This is a genomic window from Aliinostoc sp. HNIBRCY26 (assembly GCF_050235535.1).
Taxonomy (GTDB): Bacteria; Cyanobacteriota; Cyanobacteriia; order Cyanobacteriales; family Nostocaceae; genus Trichormus.
In genome coordinates this window covers 794,864-810,902 of sequence record NZ_CP189852.1, presented here as the reverse complement: position 1 = coordinate 810,902, position 16,039 = coordinate 794,864, and the positions used below count along the sequence as shown (strand labels likewise).

Annotated in this window: 13 protein-coding genes; 3 read left to right on the top strand and 10 right to left on the bottom strand. The window is 43.1% G+C overall.

From position 1 onward, the window contains the following. Window positions 1-211: 211 nt before the first annotated feature. The 8 genes from ACQFX9_RS03430 to ACQFX9_RS03395 form a co-directional block, all read right to left on the bottom strand. On the bottom strand, window positions 212-1,837 hold the full coding sequence (locus ACQFX9_RS03430; RefSeq protein ID WP_427160713.1) for a mucoidy inhibitor MuiA family protein: 1,626 nt from the start codon (window positions 1,835-1,837) through the stop codon (window positions 212-214). A gap of 197 nt (window positions 1,838-2,034) precedes the next feature. Beyond that, window positions 2,035-2,967, bottom strand: a complete 933-nt coding sequence (locus ACQFX9_RS03425) for a LysR substrate-binding domain-containing protein (protein WP_427160712.1) — start codon at window positions 2,965-2,967, stop codon at window positions 2,035-2,037. 290 nt (window positions 2,968-3,257) lie between these two features. After that, window positions 3,258-4,046: a BMC domain-containing protein gene (locus ACQFX9_RS03420; RefSeq protein ID WP_427160711.1), complete on the bottom strand. Its 789-nt coding sequence runs from the start codon at window positions 4,044-4,046 to the stop codon at window positions 3,258-3,260. Window positions 4,047-4,078: 32 nt separating this feature from the next. After that, window positions 4,079-4,822: a transferase gene (locus tag ACQFX9_RS03415; RefSeq protein ID WP_427160709.1), complete on the bottom strand. Its 744-nt coding sequence runs from the start codon at window positions 4,820-4,822 to the stop codon at window positions 4,079-4,081. Window positions 4,823-4,927: 105 nt separating this feature from the next. After that, window positions 4,928-6,583 (bottom strand): ribulose bisphosphate carboxylase small subunit, encoded by a 1,656-nt coding sequence (locus ACQFX9_RS03410; protein WP_427160708.1) that lies wholly within the window; start codon window positions 6,581-6,583, stop codon window positions 4,928-4,930. A gap of 90 nt (window positions 6,584-6,673) precedes the next feature. Next, the gene (locus ACQFX9_RS03405) at window positions 6,674-6,976 is read right to left on the bottom strand and encodes a EutN/CcmL family microcompartment protein (protein WP_427160707.1); all 303 of its coding nucleotides are present in this window, start codon (window positions 6,974-6,976) and stop codon (window positions 6,674-6,676) included. Between the two features lie 6 nt (window positions 6,977-6,982). Next, on the bottom strand, window positions 6,983-7,327 hold the full coding sequence (locus ACQFX9_RS03400; RefSeq protein ID WP_010995041.1) for a carbon dioxide-concentrating mechanism protein CcmK: 345 nt from the start codon (window positions 7,325-7,327) through the stop codon (window positions 6,983-6,985). A gap of 97 nt (window positions 7,328-7,424) precedes the next feature. After that, window positions 7,425-7,733, bottom strand: a complete 309-nt coding sequence (locus ACQFX9_RS03395) for a carbon dioxide-concentrating mechanism protein CcmK (RefSeq protein WP_010995042.1) — start codon at window positions 7,731-7,733, stop codon at window positions 7,425-7,427. Window positions 7,734-8,391: 658 nt separating this feature from the next. Between ACQFX9_RS03395 and ACQFX9_RS03390 the strand changes: the two genes are divergently transcribed. The 3 genes from ACQFX9_RS03390 (at window position 8,392) to ACQFX9_RS03380 (ending at window position 13,272) form a co-directional block, all read left to right on the top strand. After that, the gene (locus ACQFX9_RS03390) at window positions 8,392-10,248 is read left to right on the top strand and encodes an NAD(P)H-quinone oxidoreductase subunit F (protein ID WP_427160706.1); all 1,857 of its coding nucleotides are present in this window, start codon (window positions 8,392-8,394) and stop codon (window positions 10,246-10,248) included. Window positions 10,249-10,521: 273 nt separating this feature from the next. Further along, entirely contained in the window at window positions 10,522-12,024 is a 1,503-nt protein-coding gene (locus tag ACQFX9_RS03385; protein WP_427160705.1) for an NADH-quinone oxidoreductase subunit M, read from the top strand. A 120-nt stretch (window positions 12,025-12,144) separates the two neighbouring features. After that, entirely contained in the window at window positions 12,145-13,272 is a 1,128-nt protein-coding gene (locus ACQFX9_RS03380; protein WP_427160704.1) for a CO2 hydration protein, read from the top strand. Between the two features lie 165 nt (window positions 13,273-13,437). On the opposite strand, the gene dusB is transcribed toward ACQFX9_RS03380, so the two are convergent. Together dusB and ACQFX9_RS03370 are read right to left on the bottom strand one after the other, a co-directional pair. After that, entirely contained in the window at window positions 13,438-14,490 is a 1,053-nt protein-coding gene (gene dusB / locus ACQFX9_RS03375) for a tRNA dihydrouridine synthase DusB (RefSeq protein ID WP_427162783.1), read from the bottom strand. 235 nt (window positions 14,491-14,725) lie between these two features. Then, window positions 14,726-15,796 (bottom strand): glycosyltransferase family 4 protein, encoded by a 1,071-nt coding sequence (locus ACQFX9_RS03370; RefSeq protein ID WP_427160703.1) that lies wholly within the window; start codon window positions 15,794-15,796, stop codon window positions 14,726-14,728. Window positions 15,797-16,039: the final 243 nt, after the last annotated feature.

Genomic DNA, 16,039 nt, shown 5'->3' with positions numbered 1-16,039 from the left:
TATTATAATTGAGTCCAGCCTGATATCCTGGATTTTACGCAAATTTTATAGTATTGGGCGTAGGGCATTGGGCATGGGGCATTGGGAATGGGACAAGGTAGACAAGGTAGATGTTCTTCGCACTCACTACTTATTACTTATTACTTATTACTTATTACTCATTACTCAGCACTCAGCACTCAGCACTCAGCACTCAGCACTCAGCACTAACTTAAATCTCCAATCCTGTCACCTTTAACTCCGGTGGATGCTCAACAGTGAACTGATAATATACTTCTTGTTTTTGTTGGGGTGGAATAGTTAAACGCCATTCTAGAAGCCCCATTTCACCTACGGGGATTTGTGGGGTACTACGCAGGAGGCGGATTTTAATTTGCTCGTTGCGGCTAATTGGTAGTTGTTCAGTTAACTTTAAATGGGCTTCTTGATTGAGTAAATTGGTAATGACTAATCGATAGGCGTAAGTTGTGCGGCGTTGACTACCCATTAGTTTTTTGTCTACTTGACGTTCAACTAAATTTCGCTCGATTTTTAAACCTTCATCAATACCTAAATTCAGGGTAAATTCTTGTCCTGGTGCGACGTTTTCTAATTCAGTTGTCCCAACAAACATATCATCGCGGAAAATATTGGCTGTACCTGCCAATAAAGTCGCCCCTTGAGGATTATTTTTGACGCTGGCTTCTAAATAAGCAAAGCTGACTAATCTGGGCATGGCGACGTACTGAAAATCACAAGGATAGTCATCATTAAAAATGGTGGTTTTATGGGGCGCGCCATCACTAGGGATGTTTCCACCAGCCTGGAGTTTAAAGGTGACAATACTTCCTTCTTTGGCTACCTCTGTCCCCATATTGGTTGCTGGAATCATCTCGTCTTCTGCTTCCTCTGGGGTGAGCATATCTTCATCATTCATAGCAGCCTTGGGGGCGATCGCTGGCAAGGATGGACTTGCTAGTCTGCGTTTTGCCATTGATAGGACTGGAGGAGCAATTACATCTACATACCAAGGATCTAATTTAGGTGGAAGTGTTCCTAAACCTGGTTTAGCGGTAGATAAGATGAGATTGACATCTTGCCAATCTTCACCAGTGTTTTGCGTGATTTGTGCTAAGTAGCTGAGGTTGACTGTTTTGTTGCTGATGTGGGAACGCAAATCATATAAAGGCTGCCAACTGGCGCGGTTGACCATGTAAGATAGCTCTAACTCAAATTCCCCTGCTTGGGCTACTTCTACACCTACAACTAAGTTAAAGCTTTCTTGGGAGTGGGGTGTTTGAATGTTTTTTAATGACTGGCGCAGAACTTGAATTTGCTTGTCGAGTTCTTGTTGTTGACTATGACATTCAGCAGAGGCGATCGCATACTCACTATACTGGCTACCCAAGAAATTCAAAAAATCTAGGGTTTCGCTGAGACTGAGGTTTTTCCGTGATAGGCTTTGGGCAAAGGGTTCTTCGGTTTTTTCCCGCAAACCTGCAATAAATTGAGATTGGAGAGTTAAAGCGTCTACCTGGGCTTGGAGATGGCGTTTTTCGGTTTCTAATTGTTGAATTTGTCTGGTTAACTGGGCTACTCTTTCGGCGACTGGTTCAGTGGTGTAAATGCGATCGCAACTTACAGTCAACAATTTTACTCCTACTGTACCTTTACCACCCACACGGACGGATTCAGGTTCTAGAGTCACTGGCAAGGAAGGAATGACGAGTTCCCGTTCTGAACCTGTGAGGAGCATCTTACCCTGTCTTGTTACCAGGGCTTTGTCACTGTAAACCGTCACAGATACAATCTGACTTTGTATTGTTTTTTGCCAAGAAGCTGTTTCCGGGTTAACCACTGCCAGTTTTTCCTGTGTTAAATGACTCTGCTGGTTAATTTTTAAGGTTGGGGGTATATCTCGTCAACCCCTACACTGGAAACTCTCTCTCTAGCACCCTGCCCTCTGCCTCCTGCGAATCTTCAAGATGCAAATTAAAGCTTACAACAGCTTATTTTGTTTCCTCTCTCCTCAAAGTCATAATTCTCGACAACTAATTAAACCACACTGACATTTGGTGCTATGTTATGCTCTGTTTGCTCTACAAATTTCTTAGCTGCGTCCAGCAAATACTCATAGTAAGTCTGAGCAATAATCGATAATTGTTTACCTGCTGGGTAAACCATATACCAAGTCCGCTTAATGGGAAAATGTTGTACATCTAAAATGCTGAATTCGGTATCTGTTAACAGGGTATGCCGAGATAAAACCGAAATGCCTAAACCGCCTGCGATCGCCTGTTTAATGGCTTCGTTACTGCCTAATTCCAGCTTAACTTTGACTTTCACATCATGTTCGTCTAAAAGACTCTGCACGGCTCGGCGTGTTCCTGAACCTGGTTCACGCATAATAAACGGTTCATTGGCTAACCGTTCAATGGGGATGTTTTTTTCTTTAGCTAAGGGATGATTAAGCGGTGCAAATACCACTAAGGGATTATCTAAAAATGGGTCACAATTGACATCTAAATTTTCTGGCACTTGACTCATGATGTACAAGTCATCCATGTTACTCACCATGCGCTCTAAAATGCCTTCATGGTTGGTAACTTTTAAAGAAATTTCGATGCCGGGATAAAGTTGACAAAACGGCCCCAATAAACGGGGAATTAAATATTTTGCCGTGGTGATTACTGCCAAGCGTAACTGTCCTTGTTTGAGACCTTTTAAGTTAGCAACTTTCATCTCAAACTGGGCGATGGTATCAAAAATTTGCCGACAGGTAGCAAATAATTCTCTTCCCGCTTCTGTGAGATATAAACGTTTTCCTACTTGTTCAAATAGGGGCAAACCTACGGATTTTGTCAGTTGCTTAATCTGCATCGATACAGTAGGTTGGGTGAGAAATAGCTCCTCCGCAGCACGAGTAAAACTGCCATGTCGAGCTGCTGCCTCGAACACTTTTAACTGGTGTAGGGTCGCTTGGTTCAAGGGTGATTCTCCTCTAATAGCGATTTATCAATACTAAAACTAGTATCACTAAATACTTGCAAATGATAGAGCTTTACTCATACGAAAGTTCTGAGTTTATTATAGATAAAACTCTATCCCCGCTATCAGAAGAAAATTATTTTATTTATGGTGTAGAAAAGTTATCATCAAAACAACAAGCAAAGCGTAAGATGCCTTCCAGCTGCAAGATGAATGCTGAATACTGAACTGTGAATTCTTAATGAGAATTTTTTTAAATACTCATTGCTAATTGTGCCGTTCATAATTCATCATTCATCGTTCCATACTTCCTCAGTAACCTTGACGGGTAATTTAACTAAATCGGGCAATACTAACACTTCCCTTTCTGCAACTTGTTCTCTAATATTTACTGCCAATTTTAATGGTTGGCGTTCTTCAATCCAGCAACTAGCAATTGGTAATGTGTGTTCTAATTCATCTAAGGGTCGAGGGATAACCATCACGGCGTTCAACTCCCCGATGCGTTCTGCTTCATACATTCCTGCTTCTACTGCTACAGCAACATTAGCTACTGAGCCACGAATAATAGCTGTACACAGACCTGCACCGATTTTTTCATAGGATGCTAGCTGTACATCTGCTGACTTCAGCATGGCATCACAGGCACCCACCATTGCAGGGAAGCCCCTAGTTTCCACTAAGCCGATCGCTTGATTGCTGAGGCGGCTTTGTTGACCCTCCTCCATAAACTGACTGAGCCTATTGGTAATAGGCAAAACTACATCTAGGTTAGGGAAGGGGCGAGGAATAACTAGGCTAGAAACTAATTGACCAAATTGTTCAGCTGTTTGTACGCCAGATTCCACAGCCAGACGGACATCCGCAATTCCACCACGGACGATCGCAGTACAATGGCCACTGCCAATTTTTTCGTAGCCGACTAAATGCACTCCAGCCGACTTTAGCATCATGTCCGCAGTGCCTACAATCGCCGGGAAACTGAGGGTGGATACTAACCCCAGGGCGGTATCCTTGAAGCTCTCTTGACGACGGCTACTTTGGTTTGTGCTAATAGACCTTTGATTATATGTCTCCATGTGAATCCTCCAGGATACTCACAAATTAACACTTACTCAGAGCTATCGTCAGAGACGGGGTTGTTTAAGGACTGTCTATGGGGAAACAATGTCACCAGTAGTCTTTGAATACTCCCTTGTCCGTAAATTTGAGTTCCGAAACTATTAGAAGATGCACTAGCGGCTTCATCCGATACTGAATCTTCTGGGCTGAGTTGTGTTTGGGTAGAGTCAGGTTGCTCTTCCTCTACAGTAGCAGATTGAGTTTCTGGCACTGCTGATGATTCTGGTACAGATGTAGACTGGTGGTGGAATTCCACAAAAGTTGCTGAGATGCTAGTGGAGCTAATCACTTTGCTCTCTGGCTCCTGCGGCTTTTGAGTAGTTGCAGCAGGTGGGTTATCTGTGGGTTGCTGTGTCGGCTCTTGCTCCTGCACCTTAATTTGCCGACCAACATCACCCAAAATCGAACCTGGTGGCACTACTGCACCTGCTTCTATAGAACAACTAAACACCGTTGTAGCTGCACCAATACAGGCATTCATCCCTATTTTGCCTGCACCAACCATCAAAAAACCTGCCCCCAAGCTGACACTTGGTTCGATTTCGATAGTACCTTCATCAACTTGGAGAATTGACCCCATGCCAATACATACTCCTGCCCCGATGATAATCTTACTGTTTGCGGCCGCTTGGAGTATCACCCCAGGGGCAATAACTGCACTAGGATGAATCGTCACCTCGCCACTAATGTAGGAATCAAAATTGTTGTGGAGGCGCAGTGGCGGCACAGACATGGAAATTTTAACCTCGGAAGCCGAATATCAATTGGGGCATTGGGGATTGGGCATTGGGCATTGGTTACATCTCTTGCCTATTGCCCTAACCCCATTCCTTCTTACCTATGGACGCTGAATAATTGCTTCTAACACCCGCCGTTTGGCTTTGGGGTCAATACCAATTAAGCGAACATATTCACCTGCGAATTCAGCTAGGGAAGCTTCTACGGCTGCGATCGCCTCTCTTTCGGAGGTAGCTGCGATGGGGCCGGTGCTACTCCAAGAACCTGTGCGGAATCTTCTTTGATCTACGTGTTCAATGCTCAGTTTGTAGCCACCACCGAGAACTTGCCGGATTTGATCTACTACTTCTGCACTCAATCTTGTGCTGGTAGCTGTGGCTGTGGCTGTGGCGGATGGCGCACTTGCTACTGATTTTTGGGTGCTAGCAGGTGCTACCTGTCCGTTGGGACGTTGAATAATAGTTTCTAATATCCGCCGTTTCGCTTTGGGATCAATGCCAATCAGTCGTACATAATCGCCTTGATGGGTGTCAATACACTCTTCTAGGGCGGAAACTACTTCATTTGTGGTTTTGGCTTCAATGGGCTTACAGCTATTCCAAGAGCCTGTACGGAAGCGGCGTTCATCTACGTGTTCTGTGCCGATTTTGTAACCACCTGCGAGGAGTTGGCTAATTTGCTGTACGGTTTCTGCGGGTAATTTACCACTAGTAGCACCGTTGCTGTAACCATTACCATTGCTGCTGTAGCTACCGTTTGTGCGGCTAGCGGGGGCTTTAAAGGCTGTTGAGCCAGCTGCACCATCAGGACGCTGAATGATGGTTTCTAGTACGCGGCGTTTGCCTTTGGGGTCAATGCCAAATAAACGGACGTATTCACCACTATGGTCAGCTAAACAAGCTTCTAAAGCTGCTACTGCGTCACGTACTGTTCTGGCTTCGATTGGTTTGCAACTTGTCCAAGAACCTGTACGGAATCTTCTTTGGTCTACGTGTTCTGAGCCAATCTTATAACCTTGCTCTAATAGGTAACGTACTTGATCGATGGTTTCTGCACCCAGGCTATTGCTTGCCACTTCACTACTCCTTCCTACTTCTATGACATTAATTTTAGTGCTTGTATAAGATTTAGCTGTTTCCGCGCGAATGGGTGCAATACACTTACTATCCGCAGCACAAAGGTATCCTGCCCGCAAAGCCTGGTTGATGCCAATGACGTGATGAGCAAATTCTTGGTCTTGGTCTTGAACATCGGGGAGGCGATCGGCCTGCTGTTGAGTGGTAATAATCGAACCAGAGGGTACGTATTTTCCAGGGGGAATTTCCACATCTTGAATTAGAGCGTGCATCATGACAATGCAGCCTTCTCCTACCCTGGCATTAAATACTGTTGAGCGAAAACCAATAAACGAGTTATCACCAACATAAGCTGGCCCGTGAATCAATGCCATGTGAGTAATAGAGGCATTTTTGCCCACCCATACCGAATATTCTTGGTCATCATCACCAATGACTCGGCCTTGCTCCAAACCATGAATCACTACACCATCTTGAAGATTGGTGTTTTCACCAATGTAAAAAGGTGTACCTTCATCGGCTCTGATTGAAGTACCTGGGGCAACAATTACATTTGCACCTATGTAGACATCCCCAATAATGTTGGAAAAAGAGTGTACAAATGCGGTTTCATTGATTTTGGGTTCCGCTAAACTCCTTGACCACGGGGTTGGGGGAGCCGCCGTGCTGCGGACTGCCATCGCGAGATTCCTCCTGATTAAGATTTAGGTAATAGTCTATAGTCCATAGTCAATAAAACTGGAAGTTGACCGTTGGCTGTTGACTGTTAACTACCTGTATTGGTCTTTCTTGCTGTAAATAAGACGATCTTCTACGTGAATAGTATCAATTATCGCCACGACTGCTGCATCCAAGGGACGCTGCTCATTCCCAGGTACTTGACGCGCCGCACTACCACGACTTACGAGTACCCATTCATCAACTCCTGCGCCTACGCTATCTGCTGCTACCTCGTATTTGGGCAGGAGGTTGCCTGCTTCATCTACTAATTGCAACAACAGTAGCTTCACACCTCTAAGACTAGACTCTTTCTGTGTGCTAACTACTGTGCCACGTACTTTGGCAATTTGCATTACTAATTATGGTCTTCTACCGAAGGGACGAATTGCGTTCACATTTTCCCGGAATTGTTCTACATCTTCGGTATAACGAATTGGGAGGACGTATTCTAAGTTCTCATGAGGACGGGCAATGATGTGAGTAGACAGAACTTGTCCGCCGTTGACACGCTTAACTGATTCAACACCTGCTGCTACTGAGGCTTGTACTTCTGATACGTCGCCTCTGACAATTACAGTTACTCGTCCGCTACCGATTTTTTCGTAGCCTACCAACGTTACACGGGCAGCTTTCACCATCGCATCTGCTGCTTCTACTACTGCTGGAAAGCCTAGCGTTTCTACCATTCCCACTGCGATCGACATTTGCTTTGATTCCTGAAATTAAGTTTTTTAGCTTCTGGACTTGTATGTAATGCTCAAGAAGGCAACCCCGTTAATGAGTTTTTTTTAACTCTGCCTTTTAGGTACGGAACTGTTCCACAGCTTCCGTGTAACGAATCGGTAAGACGTATTCTAAGTTTTCGTGGGGGCGGGCAATGATGTGAGTTGAAACAACTTCACCACCATTAACTCTTCTAGCTGCTTCAATACCTGCTGCTACTGAGGCTTGTACCTCAGATACATCTCCGCGCACAATTACGGTGACTCTAGCACTACCGATTTTTTCATATCCTACCAAAGTTACGCGCGCAGCTTTCACCATTGCGTCTGCTGCTTCTACTACTGCGGGAAATCCCTTGGTCTCAATCATTCCAACTGCAATTGGCATCCCATGTCTCCTAAAAAATTAATCCAATCAGTACCGAGGAAAAGAAAATTTTGACGGGGAAGCTCATCTTGAGCTAAAAAACACTTCCAAATTAAGCATAGAAAAGCTTGGCTCCCCTGGCAACATAAATTAGTATAATAGTTTATAATAAAAAAGTTTTAAAAAACTTAACAAAATTTTGTACCTGTGATCTGTTCAATCAAAGTTCACGGATTACTAGAGCAACCACTTGTGCTTTATAATTTTTTTATTACATTTGGGAAAAGATATTCATAAGTCTAGGTTAATCCTGTCTAGAGGGGAACAATAGGAGTCTATAAATTGTGTAGTCTCTGATTTTCCCTCGTTTTGTAGTATGGATCAAGACTGAATAAAAAACACATAAGTTTTTTAAATAACTTTTATAAAAGTATGTTCTAAAAGTAGAAATGAAGACATTAAAAGAGCCAAAATATGCACAATAAAAATGCTTTCTCCGCAATTAATTTGAGTTTCATTGCAGTTTTATAAAGGGGTAGGAAGTTAAACCTACCGGATATCCAGATTCAAGAAAAAAGTTAAAAAAACCTAGTTTTTAGCACAATTTATTTTTTTTTAGTAAATGATTATTCTAAGGGTTTTAGGAAAATTTAAGGCTGAGTCTTCAAGGGAAATCTAAATGAATGAGTTTCTATTTGCAACAAGTTGGTGTGTGCCTTTTTATAGTCTATTAGGCGCACTTTTTACCTTGCCGTGGACATTAGGAATCATCCGCAGGACGGGGCCTAGACCGGCGGCATATTTAAACTTGTTGACTACCCTTTTGGCTTTTGCTCATAGCCTCTTGGTTTTTAAGGATATTTGGAACAGAGAACAAGAAACCTGGATTATTACTTGGTTTCAAGCGGCTGATTTCAATTTATCTTTTGCGTTGGAATTTTCAGTAGTGAGTATTGGGGCAACAGTATTAATTACTGGACTGAGTATGCTGGCGCAAATCTATGCCTTGGGCTACATGGAAAAGGACTGGGCGTTAGCACGGTTTTTTGGATTGATTGGATTTTTTGAAGCCGCATTAAGTGGTTTAGCAATTAGTGATTCTTTGTTTCTCACCTATGGGCTTTTGGAGGTACTGACACTTTCTACTTACTTGCTAGTGGGATTTTGGTACGCACAGCCTTTAGTGGTGACGGCAGCTAGAGATGCTTTTTGGACGAAGCGAGTTGGTGATTTAATGCTGCTGATGGCAGTTGTCACCCTGTCTACCTTAGCGGGAAGTTTGAATTTTTCTGATTTATATGAGTGGGTGCAGACGGCGAATTTAAACCCATTAACTGCCACTTTGTTGGGTTTAGCGTTGATTGCGGGGCCAGCAGGGAAATGCGCTCAGTTTCCTTTGCATTTGTGGTTAGATGAAGCAATGGAAGGCCCTAACCCAGCTTCAGTGATGCGGAACTCCTTGGTAGTAGCGGGTGGTGCTTATGTATTGTACAAGTTGCAACCAATTTTAGCTCTCTCACCTGTTGCTTTGAATGCTTTGCTAATTATCGGCGGTGTGACAGCCGTGGGAGCAAGTTTAGTTTCTCTGGCGCAGACTGACATTAAGCGGGCTTTATCCCACTCTACTAGTGCTTACATGGGACTAGTATTTTTAGCGGTGGGTTTACAGCAGGGTGGCGTGGCTTTGATGCTGCTGTTAACTCATGCGATCGCTAAAGCATTATTATTTATGAGTTCTGGTTCTGTGATTTTCACCACCCAAAGTCAAGATTTAACTGAAATGGGTGGTTTATGGTCAAAAATGCCAGCCACTACCACTGCTTATGTAGTGGGTGCAGCCGGAATGGTAACACTACTACCACTAGGCAGTTTTTGGGCAATGTTATCTTGGGCTGATGGTTTAGTGAGAGTGAGTCCTTGGGTAATTGCCATTCTCATTTTAGTTAACGGCTTAACAGCTCTCAACCTGACACGGGTATTTAGATTAGTGTTCTGGGGTAAACCGCAACAAAAAACCCGCCGCGCCCCGGAAGTAGGCTGGCCGATGGCTTTCCCAATGGTATCGCTGACAATTGTGACCTTACTCTTACCTTTGATGCTCCAGCAATGGTACTTGCTACCTGCTTGGGAAAGTATTGATTGGTATGTAGTTTTAGTATTGGTTTCTTCTACGGTAGCTGGTGTAGTAGTTGGTTCAACCATTTATCTGCATAAAGCTTGGTCGAGATCAAGAGTCATGGCTTGGCGGATGGTGCAGGATTTATTGGGGTATGACTTTTACATTGACCGGATTTATCGCCTCACAATAGTTAGTGCTGTCGCCATCCTATCGAAAATTTCCGCTTGGAGCGATCGCTATTTAGTGGATGGTTTAGTGAACCTAGTGGGATTTGCCGCGATTTTAAGCGGACAAGGCTTAAAGTACAGCATTTCCGGTCAATCTCAAGGTTATATGTTGACCATCTTGGCGGTAGTTAGCGTTTTGGGATTTTTTATTAGTTGGTCATTGGGTTTATTGGATAAGTTGCCTTTTTAGTGGTGAGTGCTGTTAGCGGTAGCGCGGCGTTTAGCCGGTGCTGTTAGCGGTAGCGGGGCGTTTAGCCCGTGCTGAGTGCTGAGTAATGAGTAATGAGTGGTGTTAGTGGGGCGTTATACCAAATTGCGAATTGCGTTAGCGGAGCGGGGCGTTAGCCCATTGCGAATTGCGAACTGGTATTAGCCCTCGTTGAGTAATTATGGAGAGGAGTGAGGGAGTAATTAACTTCTGATTTCCGAAAATACCGACTTCCGACTTTTATATCCCTTGCTTATGCTGAGTGCTTTAATTTTTGCCCCTTTGTTGGGCGCGTTGTTAGTTGGGTTATTACCTGCTGGCGAGAATGGGAAAATCTCCCGAAGAGTTGCGTTAATTGCGTCAGGGTTAATTTTCTTGTGGACTGTGTTTTTAGCTAGCCAGTTTATTCCAGGGGAAGTTAACCAGCAGTTCAGTGAGTTTTTACCCTGGATCAATGCCTTGGGCTTGAACTATAATCTGGGGGTAGATGGCCTATCTTTACCTTTGCTGTTGTTAAATGGGCTATTAACTGCGATCGCTATCTACAGTAGCAACGAATCTCTACAACGTCCTCGGTTTTATTACGCCTTAATCCTGATATTGAGTGCTGGAGTAGCAGGTGCATTTCTCGCCCAAGATTTACTGCTGTTTTTCCTGTTTTATGAGTTAGAACTTATTCCCCTATACCTACTCATTGCCATTTGGGGAGGGGCAAAACGCGGTTACGCAGCTACAAAATTCCTCATCTACACTGCTGTTTCTGGGATTCTAATTCTAGCTAGTTTCCTGGGGTTGGTGTGGTTGAGTGGTGCTAATAGCTTTGCTCTAACAGGATTAAATACAACAGTCCTACCCTTAGCTACCCAATTGATACTTTTGGGGGGAATTCTCATCGGTTTTGGGATTAAAATGCCATTAGTTCCCTTTCACACTTGGTTGCCAGATGCTCACGTTGAAGCTTCTACACCAATTTCCGTACTCCTGGCTGGTGTGTTGTTGAAGTTGGGAACCTATGGCTTGTTGCGGTTTGGGATGAACTTGTTACCGACAGCTTGGGCATATTTAGCACCTTGGTTAGCAGTTTGGGCTGTAGTCAGTGTGTTGTATGGTTCGTCCTGTGCGATCGCTCAAACTGATATGAAGAAGATGGTAGCCTATAGTTCAATCGGTCACATGGGCTATATTTTACTAGCTGCGGCTGCTGCTACACCCTTAAGCACATTGGGTGCTGTGATGCAGATGATTAGCCACGGGTTGATTTCGGCAATGCTGTTTTTGTTAGTCGGTGTTGTCTACCAAAAAGCTGGAAGCCGAGATTTAAGCGTAATTCGGGGACTGTTAAACCCAGAACGGGGTTTACCTGTCATTGGTAGCTTGATGATTTTAGGTGTAATGGCTAGTGCTGGGACTCCTGGAATGGTAGGGTTTATTTCCGAATTTATTGTTTTTAGGGGTAGTTTTGCTGTATTCCCTATACAAACGCTGATATCGATGATTGGCACAGGTTTAACGGCAGTTTACTTTTTAATTCTGGTCAACCGTGCCTTTTTCGGACGTTTGTCTGAGCAAGTGATGAGCCTACCTAGAGTTTACTGGAGCGATCGCGCCCCAGCAATGTTATTAGCAGGCTTAATTATCATTTTTGGTATCCAACCATCTTGGTTAGTACACTGGAGCGAACCCACTGTTACGGCTATGGTGAATGTAGAACATACAGTAGCGACTGTTTCAGTACATCACACACCAGACAAAAGTTAAACATCGAACTGCCAATTAGTAATGGCTGATGGGTTCTAGCAAGATAGTTAGCCATTGCCATTACTAAACATCCCAAAAATAACAAGCATAATTTTAAAAATTTTATTAGGAGAATTGGCAATGGTAACTATTAAAAATAAACCGAATAAACCTTTAGCTGAGTTTGTCGAACGCCTCCTTACAGGGCAAGCTCTACTTGTTGACAGTCCCCAAAATGTTTTAGAAGTTGTGGGGATTCTCAAAAGCTATGGTGTAGTTTTAGATGCTTACTCTAAGAATCTAATTTATATTGCTGACCATCAGTTTTTAGTATTTTTCCCATTCTTTAAATATTTCAATGGCGAAATCACTCCGCAAAAATTACTCTGCCATTGGTGGCACGACAGGATTAATTTTGAGTATGCCGAATACTGTATGAAATCCATGATGTGGCATGGTGGTGGCGGTTTAGATGCCTATTTAGATACCAAAGAATTTCAACAAAGGGCGCAAGCCGTAATTAAGGCAAAATTTGCAACAAATCCCTTAGTGATGGGAATAAATCAACTGTTTCCCGACTTTTTAATTGAACAATTACGTGTGTCAGCTTACTATAGTGGACTAGGTCAATTTTGGCGGGTCATGGCTGATATTTTCCTCAACTTATCAGACCTTTATGACAGAGGTGAAATTAAAACAATTCCGCAAGTTGTAGACCATATTAAAGCCGGGTTAGTGGCAGATGCTTTAAAGCCCATTACCTACGCGGTGAAAATTAACAAAAAAGTCTATGATATTATTCCTAAAAGCTTAGGGTTGACCTTTTTAGCAGATACAGCCATCCCCTATGTAGAAGCGGTTTTCTTTAGAGGTACTCCCTTCTTGGGAACAGTTTCTTTAAACGCCCAAGCATATCAAATTCCGCCTGATCAAGCCAGATTTCAATATGGGGCATTATACGCTGATCCTTTGCCTATTGGTGGTGCAGGTATTCCTCCCACATTGTTAATGCAAGATATGCGTCATTATTTACCAGAATATTTACATAAGATTTATCGGCAAAGTCTCCGGGGTGAAGATGATTTGCGGGTACAAATTTGTATGACTTTCCAAAAGTCAATGTTTTGCGTCACCACGGCAACAATTTTAGGTTTAATGCCTTATCCTACTGATAGTTCAGAACCATCTGAACAAGAAGCCAACCGAGTCTATTTAGAAAAATGGATGGAGAGGTTAAACACCTCGCAGATACGCAATGTGAATAAATAGGTTTTAGTATAAAATTATTCTGTTAAAGGTAGTATATGTAGGGTGTGTTAGGCATAAGCCGTAACGCACCAAAGGCTTTGTTAGCACGTATGTTAGCGACAACGTAGCGCACCCTAAGTATCTACCTATCTGTTCAAAAATCAAGTAAGAATTCTAGAGAATTAATTAGGCGACTTGAAAATTCTCCGCTTCTTCCATTGGTTCATAACCCTGAGTTAAATGCTCAATGGCCTTATCGATTAAGTCTAAACCTTGCTGGACGGTTTCAATAACGCTTAATTGTCCCCGTAATTCAGCCGCACCAACAAAACCTTTAGCGTACCAAGTCATATGTTTACGGGCTTGACGTACACCGCGATCGCCTTTATATTCCCATAAAGCTTGTAAATGATCTCTAGCACATTCGAGACGCTGCATGGGAGTTGGTGCTGGTAACAATTCACCAGTTTTGAGGAAGTGGTCAATTTCCCCTACCAAAAAGGGATAACCCAAAGTCCCACGAGAACACATCACACCATCCGCGCCAGTCTCCTCTAAGCATTTTATAGCCGCTTCCACTGAGAAGATATCACCATTGCCAATGACGGGGATGGAAAGTATTTCTTTGACACGGGCTATCCATTCCCAGCGTGCATTGCCATTGTACCCCTGTGCGCGGGTGCGTCCATGTACAGTAATCATTTCTGCACCTGCATCTTCCATACGCTTGGCAAAATCAAGGATGGTGATTTCTTTGTCATTCCACCCAATACGGGTTTTTACTGTCACTGGGACATCAACAGCTTTGACAACTTCTCTCACAATAGCCTCTGCGACTTCCGGCTGTCGCAACAATGAAGAACCACCACCGTTTTTAGTAATTTTATTTACCGGACAACCCATGTTAATATCGACTGTATCCGCACCTTCTGTTACAGCTTTGATAGCCGCTTCAGCCAGAAAATCAGGGCGACAGTCAAATAACTGAATACTGATAGGGCGTTCGTTGGGGTCTACTTCCATGATTTTGGGTAGTTGCTTAACGTAGTGTAACCCTGTAGCGTTCACCATTTCGGTGTACATCATGGAGTCTGGTGCATAACGACGCACCAACCGACGAAAAACCATATCTGTCACCCCAGATAAAGGTGATTGCAGAACTCGACTTTTGACGGCAAATGAGCCAATTTTTAGAGGTTCGGAGAGTCTAGCTTGCAGACTGGGAGACAGAGTAACCATGTGAGGGACTGGGGACTGGGGAATAGGGACTGGGTTAAAAGGCTGCTGGGATGTGGCTTCTCTAAATGTTTTATACACAATTCACGCCAGCGATTATACAAGTTTATCATCTGGCGCAGCGATCTATCCCATTACCTGAGTCAAGCCCAGGGAGTAGGGATTGGGGAGTGAGTTTTGAGACAAGGTAGACAAGGTAGACAAGGTAGATTTGATCCCAGTCCCCAATCCCCAATCCCTAATTCCTCACCATACTGTGGATACGCCCATTGTTAGCAAATTTCTCTTGCAAAATTTGCCGATAGACTTCTTCATAGCCATCGGTCATGGCTTGCAGACTAAAACGGTTTTGAACATATTCCCGACAGTAAAAACGATCTAAATCTGCAACCTTGTCAATTGCATGGATACACTCTTCAACATTACTGCACAGAAAACCGGTTTTACCGTGGTCAATGACTTCTGTAGTAGAACCCAGTTTCATAGCAATAACTGGTGTCCCTGAAGCCATTGATTCCACCATTACTAAACCAAAAGGTTCTCGCCAAGTTATTGGGAATAATGTTGCAACTGCACCACCCATGAGAGCATTTTTTTGTCTATGGTTAGCTTCGCCTAAATATTCTATCTGCTTACCATCAATGAGAGGTTTAACTACTTTTTCAAAATATTCAACATCTACAACATCTACCTTCCCAGCCATTTTTAATCGCCAACCAGCTTTTTTAGCAATTTCAATTGCTAAATGAGGGCCTTTTTCTGGAGAAATCCGACCTAAAAATGCTAAATATGGCGGTTCATCTGGTTGGGGATAAAATTTATAACTATTAACATCAATGCCGTTGTAAACTGTTGCCACATAATTCAATCCTAATGAAAGTTCTCTTTGGGAATCAGAAATACTTACAAAAGGTTGATTTTTGGCATATTGAAACATTTTTTGATTATCAGCAGTGAAAATGCCATGTAGTGTATGAACTGTGGGAGTTTTGACTAGTTTGGCATAAGGTAATGACGCACAACCCATATGTGAATGAATCAGATCAAACTCATCTGCACGTTCGTACACTGAACCTAGTTGTAGCATTTCATAAATGCTATATTCTTTGACTTTAGAATCAAGTCTTAGCGCACAGGGATGAACCGATACTAGCTTTGCTAAACTGATAGAATCTCCCGATGCAAACAGTGTGACCTCATGTCCACGTCGGACTAATTCATCGGTTAATAACCCTACTACTAGCTCAATACCTCCATAAGCTGGCGGCGGTACTCTCTCCCATAATGGGGCTACTTGAGCAATTCGCATCACAAACCTCCTAAAAACTAAGATTGGAATTAGGTGTGTTTGTTGGTTGTTTCAAGAGTGTTTCTCATTGATATATCTACTCTAGAAACTATTTTTAAACACCAATTTTATAATTAAGCACTCATAAATTCTAGGCGGTTTCTTCTTGATTACTTGTCTATCTTTGTAGGGAATTTTTCCTATTCCTCAGACATGAGTTTAACTTATAATTGATAGTTTGATGAGTGCCTGTTAAGCTTTAAA

Bases quoted from the DNA above. Each gene is read 5' to 3' on its own strand.
- ACQFX9_RS03400 (WP_010995041.1), bottom strand. From the start codon at position 7,327: ATGTCGATCGCAGTGGGAATGGTAGAAACGCTAGGCTTTCCAGCAGTA.
- ACQFX9_RS03415 (WP_427160709.1), bottom strand. From the start codon at position 4,822: ATGTCTGTGCCGCCACTGCGCCTCCACAACAATTTTGATTCCTACATT.
- ACQFX9_RS03420 (WP_427160711.1), bottom strand. From the start codon at position 4,046: ATGGAGACATATAATCAAAGGTCTATTAGCACAAACCAAAGTAGCCGT.
- ACQFX9_RS03370 (WP_427160703.1), bottom strand. From the start codon at position 15,796: ATGCGAATTGCTCAAGTAGCCCCATTATGGGAGAGAGTACCGCCGCCA.
- ACQFX9_RS03390 (WP_427160706.1), top strand. From the start codon at position 8,392: ATGAATGAGTTTCTATTTGCAACAAGTTGGTGTGTGCCTTTTTATAGT.
- ACQFX9_RS03385 (WP_427160705.1), top strand. From the start codon at position 10,522: ATGCTGAGTGCTTTAATTTTTGCCCCTTTGTTGGGCGCGTTGTTAGTT.
- dusB (WP_427162783.1), bottom strand. From the start codon at position 14,490: ATGGTTACTCTGTCTCCCAGTCTGCAAGCTAGACTCTCCGAACCTCTA.
- ACQFX9_RS03395 (WP_010995042.1), bottom strand. From the start codon at position 7,733: ATGCCAATTGCAGTTGGAATGATTGAGACCAAGGGATTTCCCGCAGTA.
- ACQFX9_RS03380 (WP_427160704.1), top strand. From the start codon at position 12,145: ATGGTAACTATTAAAAATAAACCGAATAAACCTTTAGCTGAGTTTGTC.
- ACQFX9_RS03410 (WP_427160708.1), bottom strand. From the start codon at position 6,583: ATGGCAGTCCGCAGCACGGCGGCTCCCCCAACCCCGTGGTCAAGGAGT.
- ACQFX9_RS03405 (WP_427160707.1), bottom strand. From the start codon at position 6,976: ATGCAAATTGCCAAAGTACGTGGCACAGTAGTTAGCACACAGAAAGAG.